17 protein-coding genes are annotated in these 19,260 nt (G+C 35.8%); 9 read left to right on the top strand and 8 right to left on the bottom strand.

Going from position 1 to position 19,260, the window contains the following annotated elements; all coding sequences use genetic code 11:
* Nucleotides 1-41: 41 nt before the first annotated feature.
* The 6 genes from EL259_RS01355 to EL259_RS01330 all read left to right on the top strand — a co-directional run bounded on the left by EL259_RS01355 (nt 42) and on the right by EL259_RS01330 (nt 7,827).
* Nucleotides 42-626: a TadE/TadG family type IV pilus assembly protein gene (locus tag EL259_RS01355; RefSeq protein ID WP_126598297.1), complete on the top strand. Its 585-nt coding sequence runs from the start codon at nt 42-44 to the stop codon at nt 624-626.
* Nucleotides 595-1,218 carry a tight adherence pilus pseudopilin TadF gene (gene tadF, locus EL259_RS01350; protein ID WP_126598301.1) on the top strand — a complete coding sequence of 208 codons (624 nt, stop codon included), beginning with the start codon at nt 595-597 and terminating at the stop codon, nt 1,216-1,218. Before EL259_RS01355 ends, tadF (EL259_RS01350) begins: the two co-directional genes overlap by 32 nt.
* A 31-nt stretch (nt 1,219-1,249) precedes the next feature.
* Complete coding sequence (locus EL259_RS01345; protein WP_126598299.1) at nt 1,250-3,724, top strand: hypothetical protein; 2,475 nt, start codon at nt 1,250-1,252, stop codon at nt 3,722-3,724.
* A gap of 67 nt (nt 3,725-3,791) precedes the next feature.
* Complete coding sequence (locus EL259_RS01340; protein ID WP_126598297.1) at nt 3,792-4,376, top strand: TadE/TadG family type IV pilus assembly protein; 585 nt, start codon at nt 3,792-3,794, stop codon at nt 4,374-4,376.
* A complete protein-coding gene (tadF, locus tag EL259_RS01335; protein ID WP_126598295.1) occupies nt 4,345-4,968 on the top strand; it encodes a tight adherence pilus pseudopilin TadF in 624 nt (207 codons plus the stop codon). The genes EL259_RS01340 and tadF (EL259_RS01335) overlap by 32 nt, the downstream gene beginning before the upstream one ends.
* 24 nt (nt 4,969-4,992) lie before the next feature.
* Nucleotides 4,993-7,827, top strand: a complete 2,835-nt coding sequence (locus EL259_RS01330) for a hypothetical protein (protein WP_126598293.1) — start codon at nt 4,993-4,995, stop codon at nt 7,825-7,827.
* 104 nt (nt 7,828-7,931) lie between these two features.
* Here the strand turns inward: EL259_RS01330 and dcd are convergent, their stop codons facing one another.
* From dcd to EL259_RS01310, 4 genes are all read right to left on the bottom strand, one after another.
* A complete protein-coding gene (gene dcd / locus EL259_RS01325) occupies nt 7,932-8,519 on the bottom strand; it encodes a dCTP deaminase (protein WP_126598291.1) in 588 nt (195 codons plus the stop codon).
* Between the two features lie 18 nt (nt 8,520-8,537).
* The gene (gene udk, locus EL259_RS01320) at nt 8,538-9,191 is read right to left on the bottom strand and encodes a uridine kinase (RefSeq protein ID WP_126598289.1); all 654 of its coding nucleotides are present in this window, start codon (nt 9,189-9,191) and stop codon (nt 8,538-8,540) included.
* 317 nt (nt 9,192-9,508) lie between these two features.
* Nucleotides 9,509-11,440: a threonine--tRNA ligase gene (gene thrS, locus EL259_RS01315; RefSeq protein ID WP_126598287.1), complete on the bottom strand. Its 1,932-nt coding sequence runs from the start codon at nt 11,438-11,440 to the stop codon at nt 9,509-9,511.
* 187 nt (nt 11,441-11,627) lie between these two features.
* Entirely contained in the window at nt 11,628-12,635 is a 1,008-nt protein-coding gene (locus EL259_RS01310) for an SLAC1 anion channel family protein (RefSeq protein ID WP_126598285.1), read from the bottom strand.
* Between the two features lie 164 nt (nt 12,636-12,799).
* On the opposite strand from EL259_RS01310, the gene hemG reads away from it, so the two are divergent.
* A complete protein-coding gene (hemG, locus tag EL259_RS01305) occupies nt 12,800-13,330 on the top strand; it encodes a menaquinone-dependent protoporphyrinogen IX dehydrogenase (protein ID WP_126598283.1) in 531 nt (176 codons plus the stop codon).
* 32 nt (nt 13,331-13,362) lie between these two features.
* Here the strand turns inward: hemG and ybaK are convergent, their stop codons facing one another.
* The 4 genes from ybaK to rpsB form a co-directional block, all read right to left on the bottom strand.
* Nucleotides 13,363-13,854 (bottom strand): Cys-tRNA(Pro) deacylase, encoded by a 492-nt coding sequence (ybaK, locus tag EL259_RS01300; RefSeq protein WP_197721289.1) that lies wholly within the window; start codon nt 13,852-13,854, stop codon nt 13,363-13,365.
* Nucleotides 13,855-13,917: 63 nt separating this feature from the next.
* Nucleotides 13,918-14,763 carry a translation elongation factor Ts gene (gene tsf / locus EL259_RS01295; protein ID WP_126598281.1) on the bottom strand — a complete coding sequence of 282 codons (846 nt, stop codon included), beginning with the start codon at nt 14,761-14,763 and terminating at the stop codon, nt 13,918-13,920.
* Nucleotides 14,764-14,800: 37 nt separating this feature from the next.
* Complete coding sequence (gene gfa, locus EL259_RS01290; RefSeq protein ID WP_126598279.1) at nt 14,801-15,373, bottom strand: S-(hydroxymethyl)glutathione synthase; 573 nt, start codon at nt 15,371-15,373, stop codon at nt 14,801-14,803.
* 154 nt (nt 15,374-15,527) lie between these two features.
* Nucleotides 15,528-16,262, bottom strand: coding sequence for a 30S ribosomal protein S2 (gene rpsB / locus EL259_RS01285; protein ID WP_126598277.1), 735 nt, complete (start codon nt 16,260-16,262; stop codon nt 15,528-15,530).
* 305 nt (nt 16,263-16,567) lie between these two features.
* Between rpsB and EL259_RS01280 the strand changes: the two genes are divergently transcribed.
* Complete coding sequence (locus EL259_RS01280; protein WP_126598275.1) at nt 16,568-17,530, top strand: hypothetical protein; 963 nt, start codon at nt 16,568-16,570, stop codon at nt 17,528-17,530.
* A gap of 70 nt (nt 17,531-17,600) precedes the next feature.
* The gene (locus tag EL259_RS01275) at nt 17,601-19,247 is read left to right on the top strand and encodes a hypothetical protein (protein ID WP_126598273.1); all 1,647 of its coding nucleotides are present in this window, start codon (nt 17,601-17,603) and stop codon (nt 19,245-19,247) included.
* Nucleotides 19,248-19,260 lie beyond the last annotated feature (13 nt).

The raw sequence follows: 19,260 nt of genomic DNA, 5'->3' as shown, positions 1-19,260 counted from the left end.
CATAAATTTTTCTGAAAATTGAGGCGTATAAGGAAAAGAAGATGATAGGAAATTTAACACAAAGGCTCCGTCAATTCTTAAAACAAGATAAAGGCGACATGATGGTTGAGGTTGGCTTAACCATTGGTATTTATTTTCTGATCATCTTCATGATCTTTGAACTAGGACGCATGGCAATTACCAATGCCTATTGGACATATGCCGTTTCTGAAGGTGTACGTTTAACACAGACAACGGATTTACATGATGAAGGGGGCGATTATCAAGATGCCCTTCGCCGTAATATTTTGAAAAGTTATGACAGTATTGTTGGTCAAACCACAATGGGGTTATTTGCAGCGAATATTGATGGATTAACCGTCCATATAGATTATGCAAGTAACTTAGCAAATCTCGTTGATGCCGTAAAAAATAATCAAGGTAGCGATTCATCGGATTACATCCATAATTGCTTAAAAGGTAAATCTTGTAGTTACGATGCCCCCCTCGCACGTTATGTTATTTCGTATAAATATCATTTTATCGTGCCAATACCTTTTATTAACTCAACGGTAGAACACTTATTTACTCGACAATTTTTCGTGGTACAAATTTATGAACGTTCATACTTTAATAAAACTTCTTAACCCCATAAAGCGATTTCTCCGAGAAACCAAAGGGGCCGCAGCGATAGAGTTCTTATTGACGGTGATGTTTTTAGTCTTAGTCCTCTTTTTTATGATGGACTTAGCCATTACACGTGCGACAGTGGCACAGCTAGATAATATTTCTTATTCGTTAGTGACTGTCTTACGGGAACGTACCCAACTTTACCGTACAGCGGACGGTAAAGGGAAAGTAGAAGCGATATCTGAATCAGAAGTCAAACCATTAAAAATTTTGGCTAAGGCGATGTATTACGGTAATCCAAATGATTCAAGACCGCTTTATTTAGTCATTCAATCTTTACAATTTAAACAAACCTCGGCGATGAAAGAACCCGTTGTAGATATGTCACTTTCACAACCGTTAGGGGATACACAACAATGTGTTCCAACCACAAATTTATTAAATTTTCAAAATATAGCTCCTCGTAGTGAGCAAAATGATGAGAGAACTATACCACTGTACCAGGTTACAGTTTGTGTTCCTGCTTATAGTGTATTTAGATCATTAGTAGTAGGACCTGCTTATGCGAACGGAACGTTACGTTCTTCTTCCCTTGCAGTTGGGCGGTAGTATGTTTTAGGAGTGGAGTTAGGGTATTAGTATGGACGCACGCATTTTAGAAAAACAAGCGCAATCTTTACTAAGTAAAAAAATCAGTGAGTTTTACCGTGATGAATCAGGTATTTACGGGATTATCACAGCTTTATTATCAGCAGTAATATTGGGATACGCAACATTCGTTGTAGATGGAACAGGAATTTTATTTGATAAGGTACGTTTTACACAAGGGTTACAACAAGCAGGATTATTTTTAACTGCGGAAGATAATCGTTTTCGTGAAAATCAAAATATTATAGGAGTAAATTCACAACCGAAATTGCAGCAGGTATCTGATGATATTCCACCAATGCCTGAACCTTTTACTCAAGAATTTCCAATATTTCGTAACGATAAGTATGTTGGAGAGGATGGATATGATGATAATGGTTGGCCTGTTTGGCTTTGCCCTGTAAATAGTAGTTATGAAGATTGTAAGCAGAATTACTATCAAATTGATGATCCTAGCAGTAAACAAAAAAATAGTTGGAAGAGTTTTCAAAAGTATTATCAAAGATATTACGCTAAACAATTACGCCCTTATTTAGCAGCGAAAAATAAATATGATGAGAAAGTGAAAGCTCATGAACAAGCGATTCAAGCACGTAAGAGTTATCCAGCCTTTCAGGAACATGCTAAGAAAGTGGGCATTCCTCTTGAAGGATGCTCAGAAAATGATGTTGATTCAACAAATTATAAAAAATGTGATCTCGCATTTAGACAGTATGGACGCAATATTCAAATGATTACGAGTATTGTGCGTAGTTATTATTTACCGACAAGTTATAAGCATTATATGGCAAATGGTAATTTAAAAAATAACTATAATATTAAAGATGAATTTTATTATCACTGTGATCATACATTAAAAAATGGGGTTATTACTAATGATATTGCTTGTGTAGTTGATGGAGGATTTGAAAGACCTTCATGGCTATATTGGGGAGATACATTTAAGAAAAATCATCGGCTATCATTTAATCGCACACAAAAAGTAAGTGTTGATAATACAGTTTATATTGGTAAAAGTCGGGCGAATATTCCTGTAGATATTGTATTTGTGAATGATTTTTCAGGATCAATGAATAATTCGATATGTCGTAATAAGAAAGGATGTAATTCTAAAGATCCTAAAAATATAAAAATTACAATTTTACGTAATGTAATTGAACAAATATCTAGTGAGATACTTAAATCTCCGACAGATCCTAGAGCACCGAAAAATTATAACCGAATTGGATTTGTTGATTTTGCATATGGTGCACAATTATTAAAGGATCCAGAAAGATGCGCTCTCCCTTATCAGTATGATCAAGGTAACTTACTTGAATCAAATGTTCTTATTAAAGGAAGTAAAAAAGAATGTGATAGGTTAGATGCTGATATTAAAAAATTGAAATCGAATATTGAGGATATAAAAGGAATTTTAGAAGACGGTAAGTATAAACCAAGTAATTTACAGAAATATGAAGATTATTTATATAAAAATGAGGAAATTTTAAAGGAACGTCAGGATAAAAAACGTCAATCTTGCGTTTACAAAGATATATACGGACAGAAGTTAAATTATTTTTCAACATTAAAAATGATAGATAAGCTAAATGGACAACCATTTTTAGATAATTCAGAAAATAAAGTATTTTCTTTCCGTAAAGATGAGCGTTGTTTAGGGCAGTATGATGGTAAGGATTTAATAAAATATCAGCCAAATACAACACAGGCATGGTTTTATGCAAATCCGAATGATCTGAAAAATTTAAATAGGCAATTTGCAAGTATTAAGCCGAAAGGATATACGCTAGCTTCATCAGGTTTGATTATTGGTGCAAATTTATTAATGAATCAAAACCCAGAAACGAAACCAGAAAATATTCAATCAAATACGAAACGATTTATTGTGGTGCTTTCGGACGGGAATGATGAATATAGTAATAAATATGACGATAACAGCGATCCTTATGAGAAAAGCTTTATTCAAGGAGGCGGACAGGCAAGTACGCAATATAATCCTAGTGAAGTACATTTTGCCCAAGATACAGGGGACGTACAAGATAGAGGAAGCTACATCACTAGGACATTAATGGATCCGACAAGATATCTGAATCTAGGTTTGAGACCTTATGATGAACATCTTAAGAAAATTAAAGATGAAGATAAAGATGGGAAAGTTGTGATTAGATCAGGGATTGAAGGTATTTGTACTCGGATTCGTAATAAATTGAATACATATCTAGGCGATACTAGTAAATACGGGAACTATCCAGCACAAATTAGTTTTATTGCGATAGGTTACGATCCTTCTAAATCAGATAATTTGGATCAGCAAGAGCAATATGAGGCTTGGATAAAGTGTGTTGGTAAAACGAATTACTATGTAGCACAAGATAAAGATGAATTAATAAATGCAATTCGTAGTGCAACAGGATTGAATGAAGAAGTAGGCAAAATTACGGATAAACGTCCTGTTTTTGACGATTAATGATGGTTTTAGTAGAAGAATTTATTAAAACAGAATGCTCAGCGCATGGGTAGATAAGGAAAAGAAGATGATAGGAAATTTAACACAAAGACTCCGTCAATTCTTAAAACAAGATAAAGGCGACATGATGGTTGAGGTTGGCTTAACCATTGGTATTTATTTTCTGATCATCTTCATGATCTTTGAACTAGGACGCATGGCAATTACTAATGCCTATTGGACGTATGCCGTTTCCGAAGGTGTACGTTTAACACAGACAACGGATTTACATGATGAAGGGGGCGATTATCAAGATGCCCTTCGCCGTAATATTTTGAAAAGTTATGACAGTATTGTTGGTCAAACCACAATGGGGTTATTTGCAGCGAATATTGATGGATTAACCGTCCATATAGATTATGCAAGTAACTTAGCAAATCTCGTTGATGCCGTAAAAAATAATCAAGGTAGCGATTCATCGGATTACATCCATAATTGCTTAAAAGGTAAATCTTGTAGTTACGATGCCCCCCTCGCACGTTATGTTATTTCGTATAAATATCATTTTATCGTGCCAATACCTTTTATTAACTCAACGGTAGAACACTTATTTACTCGACAATTTTTCGTGGTACAAATTTATGAACGTTCATACTTTAATAAAACTTCTTAACCCCATAAAGCGATTTCTCCGAGAAACCAAAGGGGCCGCAGCGATAGAGTTCTTATTGACGGTGATGTTTTTAGTCTTAGTCCTCTTTTTTATGATGGACTTAGCCATTACACGTGCGACAGTAGCACAGTTAGATAATATTTCTTATTCGTTAGTGACTGTCTTACGGGAACGTACCCAACTTTACCGTACAGCGGACGGCAAAGGGAAAGTAGAAGCGATATCTGAATCAGAAGTCAAACCATTAAAAATTTTGGCTAAGGCGATGTATTACGGTAATCCAAATGATTCAAGACCGCTTTATTTAGTCATTCAATCTTTACAATTTAAACAAACCTCGGCGACGAAAGAACCAGTTGTAGATATGTCACTTTCACAACCGTTGGGGGATACACAACAATGTGTTCCAACCACAAATTTATTAAATTTTCAAAATATAGCTCCTCGTAGTGAGCAAAATGATGAGAGAACTATACCACTGTATCAGGTTACAGTTTGTGTTCCTGCTTATAGTGTATTTAGATCATTAGTAGTAGGACCTGCCTATGCGAACGGAACGTTACGTTCTTCTTCCCATGCAGTTGGGCGTTAAGAAATTTGCTAAAAGGATATTGAAATGAAAAAACGCATTTTGAAAGAGAAATTAGTGAAGTCACTGCTAAGTAGAAAAATTGAAGAATTTTACCGTGATGAATCGGGTGTTTATGGCATGATTACCGTTTTACTTTCTGCGGTAATCATTGGTTATGTTACTTTTGTTGTAGATGGCACAGGGATTTTATTTGATAAAGTACGTTTTACACAAGGGTTACAACAAGCAGGATTATTTTTAACTGCAGAAGATAACCGTTTTCGTGATAATCAAAATATTGTAGGCATTAATTCTCAACTCGGTTTGGGAGATGCTAATAAACCTTTACCACCTAAACCTGGTCCTTTTACACAACAACCGCCAACACAACCTGTAGCACCAACTGCACCCGTTGCACCACAAAGACCAGATAGAGAACAGGTATGTGATGCTGCTGGGTACGATTACTATAGCCATGCATGCCATAGAGCATACAGAGAGGCTGAACGTAACTATGAAGATCAGGTAGATGATTACCGACAAAAATGGCAAGATTACCAAGATGCTATGAACACCTACCATGATGAAGTCGATCAATATAATGCGGCTGAACAACAATATGAACAAGCAAAAGCTGACTATAAACAGCAAGTTGATGCATACAATAGTGCAGTTAATGCGAAAAGCATCATAGCGCAAAACTTTAAAAATTTTGAGTTACATGCAAAAAATGTGGGGATTCCTTTAAAAGGTTGTTCGGAATCAAAAACTGATCCAACCGCCTATAAACAATGTGACTTAGAATTTAAAGAATACGAACGTAATATCCAAATGGTTGCGAGTGTCGTCCGTAGCTATTACTTGCCTGATACTTATAAAGATTATACAAGCACAGGAAATGCAGGAAATAACTATAATATTAAAGATGACTTTTATTATCACTGCGACCATGTTTTAAGAAATGGCGTATTAACAAACGATATTGCCTGTGTGGTCGATGGAGGATTTGAACGTCCATCTTGGTTATTCTGGGGAAATGACTTCAAAAAAGATTATGGCTTATCTTTTGGTCGTAGTCAAAAAATTGCGGTTGATAATACTGTTTATATCGGTAAATATCGTGCGAATATTCCAGTTGATATTATGTTTGTGGCTGACTTTTCAAGCTCAATGATGGATGGTATTGATGGGAGACCAGCAAAAGATTTATCACCTGATGATCCTGATGTAAAAATTAACGTATTGCGTTCAGTAATTAAAAAAGTATCTACTTCTTTATTGAAACCATCATCAGATCCGAATGCACCTAAAGTTTATAACCGAATTGGTTTTGCTTTGTTTGGTTATGGTTCGCAATTATATAAGGATTCGCAACAATGTGCTTTACCTTATATTTATAACAAGACTCAACTTGATACGCCAATTTATATTGGTGATCCGAGAAATAAAGATTTTTGTGATAGGGCTACACAACAAACCGCTGATCAACAATCTAGCATTCAAAATGATCAAACTCAGATTAAACAACTTCAACAGAACATACAAGACGTGAATGGACGGATTCCAGCAGAACAACAAAAGGTAAATCAGTGTCAAATGGACTGGACAACTGGCTGTAATGATGCGTATGATAATTTAGATAATGATCAAAACAAACTACAAGATCTACAAGATCAACTAACAGATACGCAAGATACACTGACTAATGATCAAAACACTTTGAAAACGTTGCAAGCTCAACAAAAACAAATGTGTATTTATAAAACAGATAGTTATGATTTAGACTACTTCAAGACATTAGATATGGTAGATCATTTCGATGGTTCGCCATTAACTAGTCAAAAATCATTTTATAAATTCAATAAGAATATGTATTGTTTGCATCAACGTGACAAAGATCCGCAACCATCCACTACACAAGTATGGTATACCAGCACCAATGCTGATTTAGATAAATTAAATGCGGACTTTGAAAATATTGCTCCGCAAGGAGCAACGTTGGCCTCTTCTGGATTAATGATTGGTGCTAATTTATTAATGCAAGAAGATAAAACAGCATTACCAGATAAAATTAAATCGAATACTAAACGTTTTATCGTTGTTTTATCAGACGGTATTGATACCACACCACAAGGAACATTGCGACGGACTATGTTACCTGTTGCAGGCGGGGAAGAAAGTAAACAGTATAACTCAGATCAAGTTCCAGTAAATGTTGATGGTACATTAGTGCCGTACGGATATAGCAGTCGTAGAAGAGGGCATCTACCAGCATATCATAACTACATTACTCGTAGTTTAATGGATCCCGCTAAATATTTACGTAGCCAGTCAAATGGAGTACAAGGACAAGGACAAGGACAAGAAGAAATGGGGCTTTGTGATCGTATTCGTCGTCGATTAGATAGCTTGCAACAAGATGGTTATACTAAATATAACTCCAAGATCAGCTTTATTGCGGTAGGGTATGACCCACGTCAAGCTAAAGATACTGATACCCGAGAACAAACAGCAGCATGGCAAAAATGTGTTGGAGAAGGTAATTATTACACAGCAAAAAGTGCTGATGAACTGGCAAATGCTATCCGCAGTGCGACAGGACTTAATAATGAAGTCGGACAAATTACAGATAAACGCCCTGTATTTAACAATAATACCGACCCATTAACAAACTCACCTGTTTTAGGTTCGCCGTCATCTAGTTCATCCTCTGGATTACCTGTTCCATCGGATAGTGGAACAAGCTCATCCAATGGTTCTACTAGCTCATCGTCCACTGGTTCGGCAACAGGAACGACATCATCAGGCACTGCACCAGATGGCTCAACTCCACCAGGACAAGGTTCAAGTTTTGATCCAGCAGGGGTATCCCCACCGTAAAGATAAAAAATGCCTTGGTCATCGCCAAGGCATTTTAATTTTTTGATATATTAATTAGATAACAGAAGGTAGCACTATGCTACCTTTTTGCTTAATTTAAGAAACTATTGATTATCTTCATCAATGCGACTTGCAACCGCATTTTGTTGATTTTTATATTTTGCATCACGACGCACATTATAAGGGCGTGCCGCATTATTACTTAGAATCTCAAAACTTAATGCACCAATTGTCATTTTAGGACGAAGTGCCAGCGGTAATTTACCTGAATTGAAAAATTCTAAAACAATTTTGCCCTGCCAACCCGGATCGATTCGGTGTGCCGTAACATGTACCATTAATCCAAGGCGAGCAAGGGAAGAGCGCCCATCGAGCCAGCCAATAATATTTGCTGGTAACTCTACATTTTCATAGGTGGTTGCGAGTGCTAATTCTCCAGGATGTAAGAAAAAAGCATCGCCATCTTCTACGATAATTTCATCGCTCATCACTGCTTCAAGTTGGGCAGCGACAGTTTCACGTGGACCGCTTAAATCAATGTAAGGTAATGCATAATCCTTAAACACTCGGAAAGAATTTCCTAAACGGACATCAACCGTTGCACCGTTAATTTGGTCGTTGTCTGGACGAGGAGTAAGTTTAATTTTTCCTTCATCTAAATAGCGTTCAATATCGGTATCACAAAGTCGCATCGGCTTTCCTTTTTTGAATTAGTTTGAGTGGTGTGGAGTTTTCCCTAATAAATGGAGAATTTGAGCTTTTAACATATTGATTGCAATACGGTTTTTACCGCCACGAGGCACGATAATATCCGCATAGCGTTTTGATGGCTCAATAAATTGTAAGAACATTGGACGCACAGTCGCATGATATTGATTAATCACGGATTCCATAGAACGACCGCGTTCTTCCATATCACGTTTTAAACGGCGAATAAAACAAATATCAAGTGGAGTATCAACGAACACAGACATATCTGCGATTTCACGGATACGTTCATCAGTTAAAAGTAAAATCCCTTCTAAGATGATAATTTTTTTAGGTTCAAAATGATGGATTTTTTGGGTACGAGTATGTTCAACGTAACTATAATCTGGAATATCTACCGCTTTTCCTGCTTTTAGGGTTTGTAAATGAGCAAGAAGTAGATCACGATCCATCGCATTTGGGTGGTCATAGTTAGTTTTCACACGTTCTTCTAATGCTAAATGTGACTGATCTTTATAGTAATTATCTTCAGAAATAATTCCGATATCGTTCACGCCTTCAGTTTTTAGTTCCTTTAAAATAGTTGACGCAAATAGACTTTTACCCGACGCAGATGCCCCTGCGATTGCGATAATTATGCAAGATTGATCAGACATTTTTTTTCCTTTACTGATGAAATGATAAATTTTAAGAATTATAAATAAAAAGAGTAAAACTTAATAACAATTTATTTACAATTTAGTTTCTTTTTATAAAAAGAGAACATGATGAACAATTAAATACCCACAAAGAATTACCTTCCTGTCATGCAAGAAGGGTATGGGCTACTAGACTGGGATCGTATTTTAGCATAAAAATTTAATATTTTTTTAATTCATATAAAAAACTTCACTCCATTTGATAAAAACACGCCCCGATTTTCCATAAATTTTTTAGAAAATTGGGGGCGTGATTAGTAGGAAATCAGCAGAAATTATTCTTCGCCGATAAGTTTAAGTTCACGGTTTTGAACTTGGTTTTTAAGAAGTTGAGTAAATTCTTCCACTGTCATTGTGCCGAGATCTTGACCTTTACGGGTACGGACAGCTACTTTGCCTTCTTCAATTTCTTTATCACCGACAACAAGCATGTACGGTACACGATGTAAGGTGTGTTCGCGGATTTTGAAACCAACTTTTTCGTTACGTAAGTCTGCTTTTGCACGAAGACCTGCATCAGAAAGGGTTTTCACCACTTTTTTCACATAGTCTGCTTGGCTATCAGTGATGTTCATTACAACCGCTTGAGTTGGTGCTAACCATGCTGGGAAGAAACCTGCGTATTCTTCAGTGATGATACCGATGAAACGTTCGATAGAACCTAAAATTGCACGGTGAATCATAACTGGTGTTTTGCGGTCATTGTCTTCTGCTACGTAGGTTGCGCCAAGGCGACCTGGTAATGCGAAGTCAAGTTGGATAGTACCACATTGCCATTCACGATCTAGACAGTCACGAAGTGCAAATTCAATTTTCGGACCATAGAATGCACCTTCGCCTACTTGGATTTCATATTCTAAACCATTTGCAGTTAAGGCTTTTGCTAAGTCTTCTTCTGCACGATCCCACATTTCATCGCTACCGATACGATTTTCTGGACGAGTAGAAAGTTTTACTTCGATATCAGAGAAGCCGAAAGTTTTATAAATGTCGTAAACCATACGGATACAACTTGTTACTTCGCTTTCAATTTGATCTTCAGTACAGAAAATATGAGCATCGTCTTGGGTAAAGCCACGAACACGCATTAAACCGTGTAATGAACCTGATGGTTCGTTACGGTGGCAAGAACCAAATTCTGCCATACGTAATGGTAAATCGCGGTAAGATTTCAAACCTTGGTTGAAGATTTGTACGTGCCCTGGGCAGTTCATTGGTTTGATTGCATATTCACGGTTTTCTGATTGTGTTGTGAACATTAAATCACCGTAGTTTTGCCAGTGACCAGTACGTTCCCAAAGTACACGATCCATCATGAATGGACCTTTTACTTCTTGGTAATCGTATTCTTTTAATTTAGTACGAACGAAAGTTTCTAACTCACGGAAAATTGTCCAACCATCGTTATGCCAGAACACCATACCAGGTGCTTCTTCTTGCATATGATAGAGGTCTAACGCTTTACCGATTTTACGGTGATCACGTTTTGCCGCTTCTTCTAAACGTTGTAAGTAAGCTTTAAGTTGTTTTTTGTCTGCCCATGCAGTACCGTAAATACGTTGTAACATTTTGTTATCACTGTTACCACGCCAGTAAGCACCAGCGACTTTCATTAATTTGAAGTTGTGGCAGAAGCGCATGTTTGGTACATGTGGACCACGACACATATCGATATATTCTTGGTGGTGGTAAAGCGCAGGAGTTGCACTGCGTTCAATATTTTCATCAAGAATTTCTTGTTTGTAAGGTTCTTCACGTTCTACGAATGTATCAAACGCATCTTGCCAAGTACCCACTTTTTTTACAACGTCGTAGTTCGTTTTTGCTAACTCAAGCATACGTTTTTCAATTTTTTCTAAGTCTTCTTGAGTTAAAGAATGATCAAGATCTACGTCGTAGTAGAAACCGTTATCAATAGTTGGTCCGATGGCCATTTTTACATTTGGATAGAGTTGTTTAATGGCATGACCTAAAAGGTGAGCGCAAGAGTGACGGATAATTTCTAAACCATCTTCATCTTTTGCAGTGATGATTTCTAATTTTGCATCGTCTTCGATTAAGTCACAAGCATCGTGACGTACACCGTTTACACGACCAGCGATAGTTGCTTTTGCAAGACCAGAGCCAATGCTTTCAGTCACTTCCATGATAGTAACGGGTTTATCAAATTGACGAGTAGAGCCGTCCGGTAAAGTAATAATTGGCATAATTTAATCCTTTCACAGTGGTAACCCTCACGACAGGTTACGTGTTAAATAAAAAAGAAAACAAGGGACTTGCCCTTGTTGAAACATTGTTTAATGTCATCCCTACAATGGATAACGAAAACGTTTACCATTTTACGCTTTTTTTAAGCATTCGCAAGAAAACGAGGGCTTAAACATAAAGCAAAATTTAACAGAAACAATGGACTTCGCGCATAATAATTCCTTTAGCGGTTCGATAAATTAAAAAGAGAATAATCAGGCTAAAAAGCAATAGGCCAATATTGGTTACCATGAGTAAAGCTTGTGCGAAAAGTGGATAATCTTGATGAGCAAGTTTTGCTACGCTGTACATACTATTCAACATAGCAGCAATTGGGAAGCTGATTGCCCACCAAATCACTTTAAAAGAGAGCATGCGTGTTGCGTGCATTAATTGTGGAAGTAATCCAAGAAAAATAAAAACACCGATGCTAAATAATGCGTAAGAAAAAGGCGTCAGTGCTTTAAATGTTGCTGCATAGGCAAGGTACGCCACGCTAAAAGGTGCAACAAGGATAATGAGTGTTGGCATAAAATTTGATGGTAATTTTTCTATAAAAACAATACGTGAGAAAATTAACGTAATGAGCGGAATAGCAAAAAAGATACCAATGCTTAATGAGGTTAAATTTAAAATATATAGATATTGCCCGTGAAAAAGTACAGATGCAGGGGGAATATTAAGTGTACCCACAACAGGCAGCACCCAAGCAGGGGTTAATTGAGTGGCAATATGTTTGGTTTCGATCCAAAAATGTAACATGTAAATGGCAAAAATCCAGGATAATGTTACGCCAACAATCCAAACATAAAATGCGAGAGTATGAGAATATTGATTTAATATAAGAGGTAACAATAATAGTGAAATAGTAATCGTAGCAAAAAAGCTTTTTGTCATAGGATCTTGAAATTCTGCTTTAGCTTGCTCAAAAAAGAAGATCCACTTTAAAACAAAAAGGCAGGTCAGTACAGTAAATACAAAAAGCGTAAATATGCTTAATCCAGTCGCAATATGATTAAAAAAAGCGTATTGCTGAGCAAATTGACGGTATGCCAGTGTAAGCCCTGTTAATCCCATAACGCTTCCAAATAATCCAACGGGAATTGCCATGACAATAGAGGGTTGCGGTGAATTATTTTTAGTGTGCTTGTTCATTAAAACTTTATCCTAAGAAAATATAATATTAAGTGAGTATTATATCCTTTATTTAGAATAAAAAAATAACATTGGAATGGTAACAATTTTTAGTCCATAATACACGCCATATTGTTATAATTTTAATTAAATTTACGTTATCTTTTTTAGAGAATTAGTGGGAAATGAAAATTTTAATTTTGTACTCAACCCAAGATGGTCAGACACAAAAAATTGCCTACTATCTTGCTGAGCATTTAGCACCGTGCCAAGTTGAAAATATGAATGAATTTCGAGGTTCTTTGGCTGATTTTGATGTCGTTATTATCGGCGCACCGATACGCTATGGGCACTTCCATCCAAGTTTGTTCCGTTTTATAAAAGGACATCGTGCAATTCTGAGTTATAAAGAAACCGCCTTCTTTGGTGTAAATTTAACAGCACGCAAAGCAGATAAGAGAACTCCTGAAACTAATCCATACATGAGAAAATATTTAGCAGGTATTGCGCCTATTTGGCAGCCTAAATTAAAAGCAGTATTTGCAGGGGCGTTGCGTTACCCACGTTATAAACTTATTGATCGCTACATGATTAAGTTAATCATGAAATTGACGGGTGGGGAAACTGATACATCTAAAGAAGTTGAATATACGGATTGGCAACAAGTAGATCAGTTTATTGTTGAAATTAAAGAAAAATTTTTACAAAAAAATTGACGAAAATCAGGGCGTGATTTTCGTCAAAAATTTTATTCATTATGGGCTTTAATGAAAGATGCAAATTTTGCATTGATAAGTTTTTCTAAGTCTAATGGATTGATTTCTATTTGTAATCCAATTTTGCCACCTGATACATAAATACTTTCCCAATCTTTTGCTGTTTCATGGATAAAAGTTGGGAATTGTTTTTTCATGCCAACAGGAGAGCAACCGCCATGGACATAACCAGTTAGAGGGAAGAGATCTTTTTGTTTAAGCATCTCAATTTTTTTCACTCCCGCCGTGCGTGCAGCTGCTTTCAAATCCAGTTCTTCCTCACTTGGAACACAAAATACAAAGAAGTTTTTGTTATTATCCGTTGTGACTAATGTTTTGAATACACGTTCTGTTGGCTCATCTAAAAGCCTTGCTACATCTGTTGCTGCGATAGAACCATCAGTTGGATATTCGTGGATTTTATACTCCACTTTTGCACGATCTAGCATGCGCATCGCATTTGTTTTATGAATTTTCATTGCCATAAAAAACCTCAATAAATAAAAAAAGCAGATCCTAGGATCTGCTTTTTTCTAACTAAGAAGAAATTATTTAGTCATTGCAGCAACTTCTGCAGCGAAATCAGTTTCTTCTTTTTCGATACCTTCACCTACTTCTAAACGTACGAAGTCAACAACGTCAGCACCATTTTGTTTTAAGAATTCACCAACAGTGATTGATGGATCCATAACGAATGGTTGACCTGTTAAAGATACTTCGCCAGTGAATTTCTTCATGCGACCTTCAACCATTTTTTCAGCGATTTCTTGTGGTTTACCAGATTGCATTGCGATTTCAATTTGGATTTTACGTTCGTGTGCAACAACGTCTGCTGGAACATCTTCAGGGCGAACGAAGTCTGGGCGGCTTGCAGCGATGTGCATAGCAACTTTTTTCAATAATTCTTCGTTTGCATTTTTACCAGCAACTAAAACACCGATTTTAGCACCGTGTAAGTAAGAACCTAGTTCGTCACCTTTTAAGAATTTAACACGACGGATAGTCATGTTTTCACCGATTTTAGCAACTAATGCCGCACGTTTTTCTTCAAATTCTTTTTGAAGATCTTCGATGCTGATACCTTCATGAGCTAATGCGTAATCAGCAACTTCATTCGCTAAGCCTAAGAAACCTGCGTCTTTAGCTACGAAGTCAGTTTCGCAGTTCATTTCAATCATCACACCGTGATCTTTAGCGATACGAACGATGATAACGCCTTCAGCAGCAACACGACCAGCTTTTTTAGCTGCTTTTGCTTGACCTGATTTACGCATGTTGTCGATAGCAAGTTCGATATCACCATTTGCTTCAACTAATGCTTTTTTGCATTCCATCATACCTGCGCCAGTACGTTCACGCAGTTCTTTTACTAATTGTGCTGTAATTTCAGCCATGGTATCTTTCCTTTTAATTAATGAATAATTAAATTAATTATTTATTGTGCTTGCTCTTGTAGATATGGAAAGCGATAGCGTCCATAAGTACTGGAGATAAGCAATCGTAAGTCGGTAAGCCTAGCTCTTCAAATTGAGCGCGAATTGCGGTCATATCTTCAGGGTTCGTACCAGCTTCAATGATAGAAGATACGAAAGCTGCGAATGATGGTGCAGTCCAACCTTTTTCGTCAGAAAGTTCAGTGTGAACGAAATCTAAACCATAGAAAGGATGGTTTGTATCTTCGATACGACCATACATATGAACACCGCATTCTTTGCAGGCATGACGCTTAATAACAGCGCTAGAGTCTACAACATAAAGTTTATCTTCGTTCGCTTCTACGCTAAGTTTGTCACTTGGCACAACAGCGATTTGTGAAAACAATGCTCCTTCAGGTTTCCAACATTTTGAACACCCACAAGCGTGGTTGTGTGCTGTTTGTGAAGATAATTTCACAACAACTGGGTTTTCTTGACATTTACAGTGTAAAGTACCGCCAGTAAATTCTGGGTTAGTTGCAGTAAAACCGTTGTTGATTTGTGGGTGTAGATTAAATTTTGATGTCATTTTAATTTCCTTATTTATAATTTAATATCATCCCTCGTTATAATGATAGGTTATACCAACTCCAAATGGGGGTGATAAATTTACATCAATAATCAATAATAACTTTAAAGTTATATGACGACTCTATAAAAAGTGGGGTTGCCCCCACAATTTATTATTCTGCGTCTTTAACGATATCAGCAACTAATTCTTCAGTTACTGTTTCATCGTTTTGACGACCTTCATTCACAGCTTTAGCTGCGAAATCTACATAAAGGTTGATTGCGCGAGTTGCATCATCGTTTCCTGGGATGATGTAGTCAACGCCATCTGGACTTGCGTTAGTATCCACAACTGCGAATACAGTAATTCCTAGATTGTTTGCTTCTTTGATAGCGATATGTTCGTAGTCAGCACCGATTACAAAAATTACATCAGGGATGCCAGCCATATCTTTGATACCGCCAAGGCTCATTTCTAGTTTTTCCATTTCACGAGTACGCATTAACGCTTCTTTTTTGGTTAATTTGTCGAACGTACCGTCAAGTGCTTGAGCTTCAAGTTCTTTTAAACGTTTGATTGATTGACGAACAGTTTTCCAGTTAGTCAACATACCACCTAACCAACGGTGATTTACGTAGAATTGACCACATTCTTTAGCTGCTTTTTCTACAGCTTCAGATGCTGCACGTTTAGTACCAACGAATAAAATTTTACCGCCGTTTGCTGAAATGCGAGTTAATTCTGCTAATGCTTCATTGAACATTGGAACAGTTTTTTCAAGGTTGATGATATGAACACCGTTGCGAGCACCAAAGATGAACGGTTTCATTTTTGGATTCCAGTAACGAGTTTGGTGACCGAAGTGAACACCAGCTTGAAGCATTTCACGCATAGTAACTTGTGCCATGATTTTTTCCTTTTTAAAGTTTGGGTTTAGCCTCCACATACCAAGTAAAACGACCGTTTGGCACCCCGTTTTACCCGCTCGGTATGCGTGTGTTTTAGAGTTAAAAAAAAGTTATTCTGAACCATTCAAAATAACACTGCGCTTTATATCACAAATTGAAAAAAAAGACGAGAAAATTTTTCCCAACCTATAAAATTTGTCAAAAAAATCACCATGATCTAGCTCAATAAAACAAAAACTAAAATTGTGAAATCGTTTTTTTTTTGTACAATTTTGCACGAACCAGGCTATAAGAGAGAGTATTTATGATGTTTGAATTAGAATCACCTTATAAATTGCATAGATTAGAGAGAGCACTAGAATTTTTTGAAAACATAGAAAATCATCTAGATAGTAAAGTAATTGAAAAGAACCCACAAAGTTCACGAAAATTACAGAGGTTTGTGAGAGAGTTTATTTTTTATATCCAAAATGATGAAACGTGTTCGTCTCTATCCCATTACAATAATAGATTAATTACGATTGAAATTTCTCGTGATGTTTTATCTTCAGAACAAATAATAGAACAGGAAAAGAGAAAATATCAGCAAATTAAAACAGGACTAGATGAAGTAATAAATAAAACGAATAATAATATTACTGTAATTTATAGAATTTTTCACAAATTAAAATCAAAAACAGAATCTAAAATATGCGAATTTAGTAAGCTAGCAGCCAATTTATTAGACCAATTAGAGTATACTGATTTATCTTCAAATATTAATATAGATATAGTTGATATTCCTTTATGCAAAGTAATTATTCCATCACCAGTTTGGAAAGTTTTTAAAGGAGCTTTATGGGGTGGTGTTATAGGGGCTTTATTATCTTATTCTAAATATAAAGAAGAAGAGAGAAAGAATGTAGGAAACTATATTAAAGATGTAAAAAAAGCAATAGAAAAATGTGATAGTATTTTTAAAAAATTATATGAAATTAATTTATATCTAGTACAAGTGGTGAGTATCTTGATTTGTCAGTATACGGAGTTTAAAAAATATGTATCAATTTTACGTGAAATAAATGAAATGAATAAGGATGAAAGAAAGAATTTAGAAAACTCAAAAATTGAATTGGTTGGTAATGGTAGAGCAATGGTCGATTTATTAGTATCCATGTTTACTACTCCTATTTTTGTAATAGAGAATAAGGAAGAAAAATTAATTACTGACAAGGATGGATTATATATAATAAATGATAATTATAGAAAGAAATTTATAAATAATTAATATATAAAAATATATTAGTGTACAATAGCTTATATAAATTATTTTGTATTTATGGGATGCAGGATGACTTATGAATCAAAAACTAGACTTTTCTAAAGAATTAGAACGTACTGTTGTGCAATCACTTGCGACGAGTTTTGGGCTAGATTTTTTACTATTTGAAGATAAAAAAGGTGGAGATGTTGACACAATTCATAATGTAAGAGCTGGTATTTACGCAACTGAACAGGAAAAACAGCGTTTTGAAAATCGACCAGATTATAAGGAAACAAAAATATTAGCAGATGGAACGAGTTATAAAGTAGATCGATACCACAATGATCCTGAATTTAAGAAAGTGGCACATCAAAGTACGGAAAGAAAATATACTGAACATGTGGATGGTTATCAAAGTGGAAAAAATTTAGGTAAAGATCAGCAACTGGATCATGTGGTCTCTACGTCGGAACTTCATAATGATGCAGGGGCTTATTTAGCCGAAGTTAGCCCAATAGAATTATCAGTAATGAAGGAAAATCTCGTTTTTACTCAATCTTATGTTAATAATAAAAAAAGCAATTTAACAATGGCAGAGTTCATTGAAAAATTGCCAGAAATGAAAGCAAATAAACGAGTAGCTATCCAGAAAAATCAGGATAAGTTGAAAAATATGCCTGAAAGTACACCCCAAGAACGCTACCAAAAACAAAAGGTCAAAGATGCCATTCGTAAAGATAAAGAGCATTTAGAAAACCTAGAAAGATGTGATATTGATAAAATGCGAAAAGCTGATCAAAAAGCACGTAATGCACAGCAATATAAGATTAATGTAGCTTATTACTCAAGCAGTAAATTTTTTAAACAAACTACAGTAGCTGCTGCTAGACAAGGTATAGCACTTGGTCTGCGTCAGGCATTGGGATTAGTTATGGCGGAAACCTGGTTCGAATTGAAAGAACAAATTCCTGTTATTTCTAAAAAACATAAAGAAAATTTCTATATTGGTGAATTTTTAAGAGATGTTGGTTTGACGTTATCCAATATTTGGGATCGTATAAAATCACGTTTTTCGGACTTATTAGCCAATTTTAAAGATGGCTTAATAAGTGGAGTTTTTTCAAGTATAACGACGACACTTCTGAATATTTTCCTTACTACTGAGAAAATGATCGCTAAAATTTGCCGAGAAATGTGGAATACAGTGGTAGGCGTTATAAAACTTATCTTTTTTAATCCTGATAATTTAAGTGCAAAGGAAATATTTTTAGCTTGTTTAAATATGTTAGCGGGGGCTATTGCTGTCGTTACAGGTTCCCTTATTACAGCCTATTTAGCGCCTATTTTTACTTTTCCATTTGGGGATGCTTTTGCTGCCTTTATTGGTACTTTGGTTACTGGTTTGATGACACTGGCATTCGGATATTACATTAGTAATAGTGATATTACCCGAAAAATTTGGGAGTTTCTCGCAAAATTTCAAAGTCCCTATGAGTTACAAGTGAAAGAAATACAGCGAATAAATACAGAGTTAGATCGCTACTTAATAGAACTCACAAAACTGAAATTTAATATGGATATAGAGCAATTACAAATATTTATGGATAGTCTCAGTAAAGCAGATACAGAATTTGAAAAATCTCATATTCTTGCGGAAGAATGCAAACGGCGGAATATCCAGCTCCCATTTGAATTAGGGAATATGGATAGTACTCGAAATTGGTTAGAAAATATAGATTAATAGTTCTTATAAA

This window comes from Actinobacillus delphinicola (assembly GCF_900638385.1).
Lineage (GTDB): Bacteria > Pseudomonadota > Gammaproteobacteria > Enterobacterales > Pasteurellaceae > Actinobacillus_C > Actinobacillus_C delphinicola.
Note: the sequence above shows the minus strand (reverse complement) of the source record. Positions and strands in the feature narration are given on the sequence as shown.

Bases quoted from the DNA above. Each gene is read 5' to 3' on its own strand.
- tadF (WP_126598301.1), top strand. From the start codon at position 595: ATGAACGTTCATACTTTAATAAAACTTCTTAACCCCATAAAGCGATTT.
- rpsB (WP_126598277.1), bottom strand. From the start codon at position 16,262: ATGGCACAAGTTACTATGCGTGAAATGCTTCAAGCTGGTGTTCACTTC.
- EL259_RS01275 (WP_126598273.1), top strand. From the start codon at position 17,601: ATGAATCAAAAACTAGACTTTTCTAAAGAATTAGAACGTACTGTTGTG.
- thrS (WP_126598287.1), bottom strand. From the start codon at position 11,440: ATGCCAATTATTACTTTACCGGACGGCTCTACTCGTCAATTTGATAAA.
- udk (WP_126598289.1), bottom strand. From the start codon at position 9,191: ATGTCTGATCAATCTTGCATAATTATCGCAATCGCAGGGGCATCTGCG.
- EL259_RS01345 (WP_126598299.1), top strand. From the start codon at position 1,250: ATGGACGCACGCATTTTAGAAAAACAAGCGCAATCTTTACTAAGTAAA.
- EL259_RS01280 (WP_126598275.1), top strand. From the start codon at position 16,568: ATGATGTTTGAATTAGAATCACCTTATAAATTGCATAGATTAGAGAGA.
- hemG (WP_126598283.1), top strand. From the start codon at position 12,800: ATGAAAATTTTAATTTTGTACTCAACCCAAGATGGTCAGACACAAAAA.
- EL259_RS01340 (WP_126598297.1), top strand. From the start codon at position 3,792: ATGATAGGAAATTTAACACAAAGACTCCGTCAATTCTTAAAACAAGAT.
- dcd (WP_126598291.1), bottom strand. From the start codon at position 8,519: ATGCGACTTTGTGATACCGATATTGAACGCTATTTAGATGAAGGAAAA.
- gfa (WP_126598279.1), bottom strand. From the start codon at position 15,373: ATGACATCAAAATTTAATCTACACCCACAAATCAACAACGGTTTTACT.
- tadF (WP_126598295.1), top strand. From the start codon at position 4,345: ATGAACGTTCATACTTTAATAAAACTTCTTAACCCCATAAAGCGATTT.
- tsf (WP_126598281.1), bottom strand. From the start codon at position 14,763: ATGGCTGAAATTACAGCACAATTAGTAAAAGAACTGCGTGAACGTACT.
- EL259_RS01355 (WP_126598297.1), top strand. From the start codon at position 42: ATGATAGGAAATTTAACACAAAGGCTCCGTCAATTCTTAAAACAAGAT.
- EL259_RS01310 (WP_126598285.1), bottom strand. From the start codon at position 12,635: ATGAACAAGCACACTAAAAATAATTCACCGCAACCCTCTATTGTCATG.
- ybaK (WP_197721289.1), bottom strand. From the start codon at position 13,854: ATGGCAATGAAAATTCATAAAACAAATGCGATGCGCATGCTAGATCGT.
- EL259_RS01330 (WP_126598293.1), top strand. From the start codon at position 4,993: ATGAAAAAACGCATTTTGAAAGAGAAATTAGTGAAGTCACTGCTAAGT.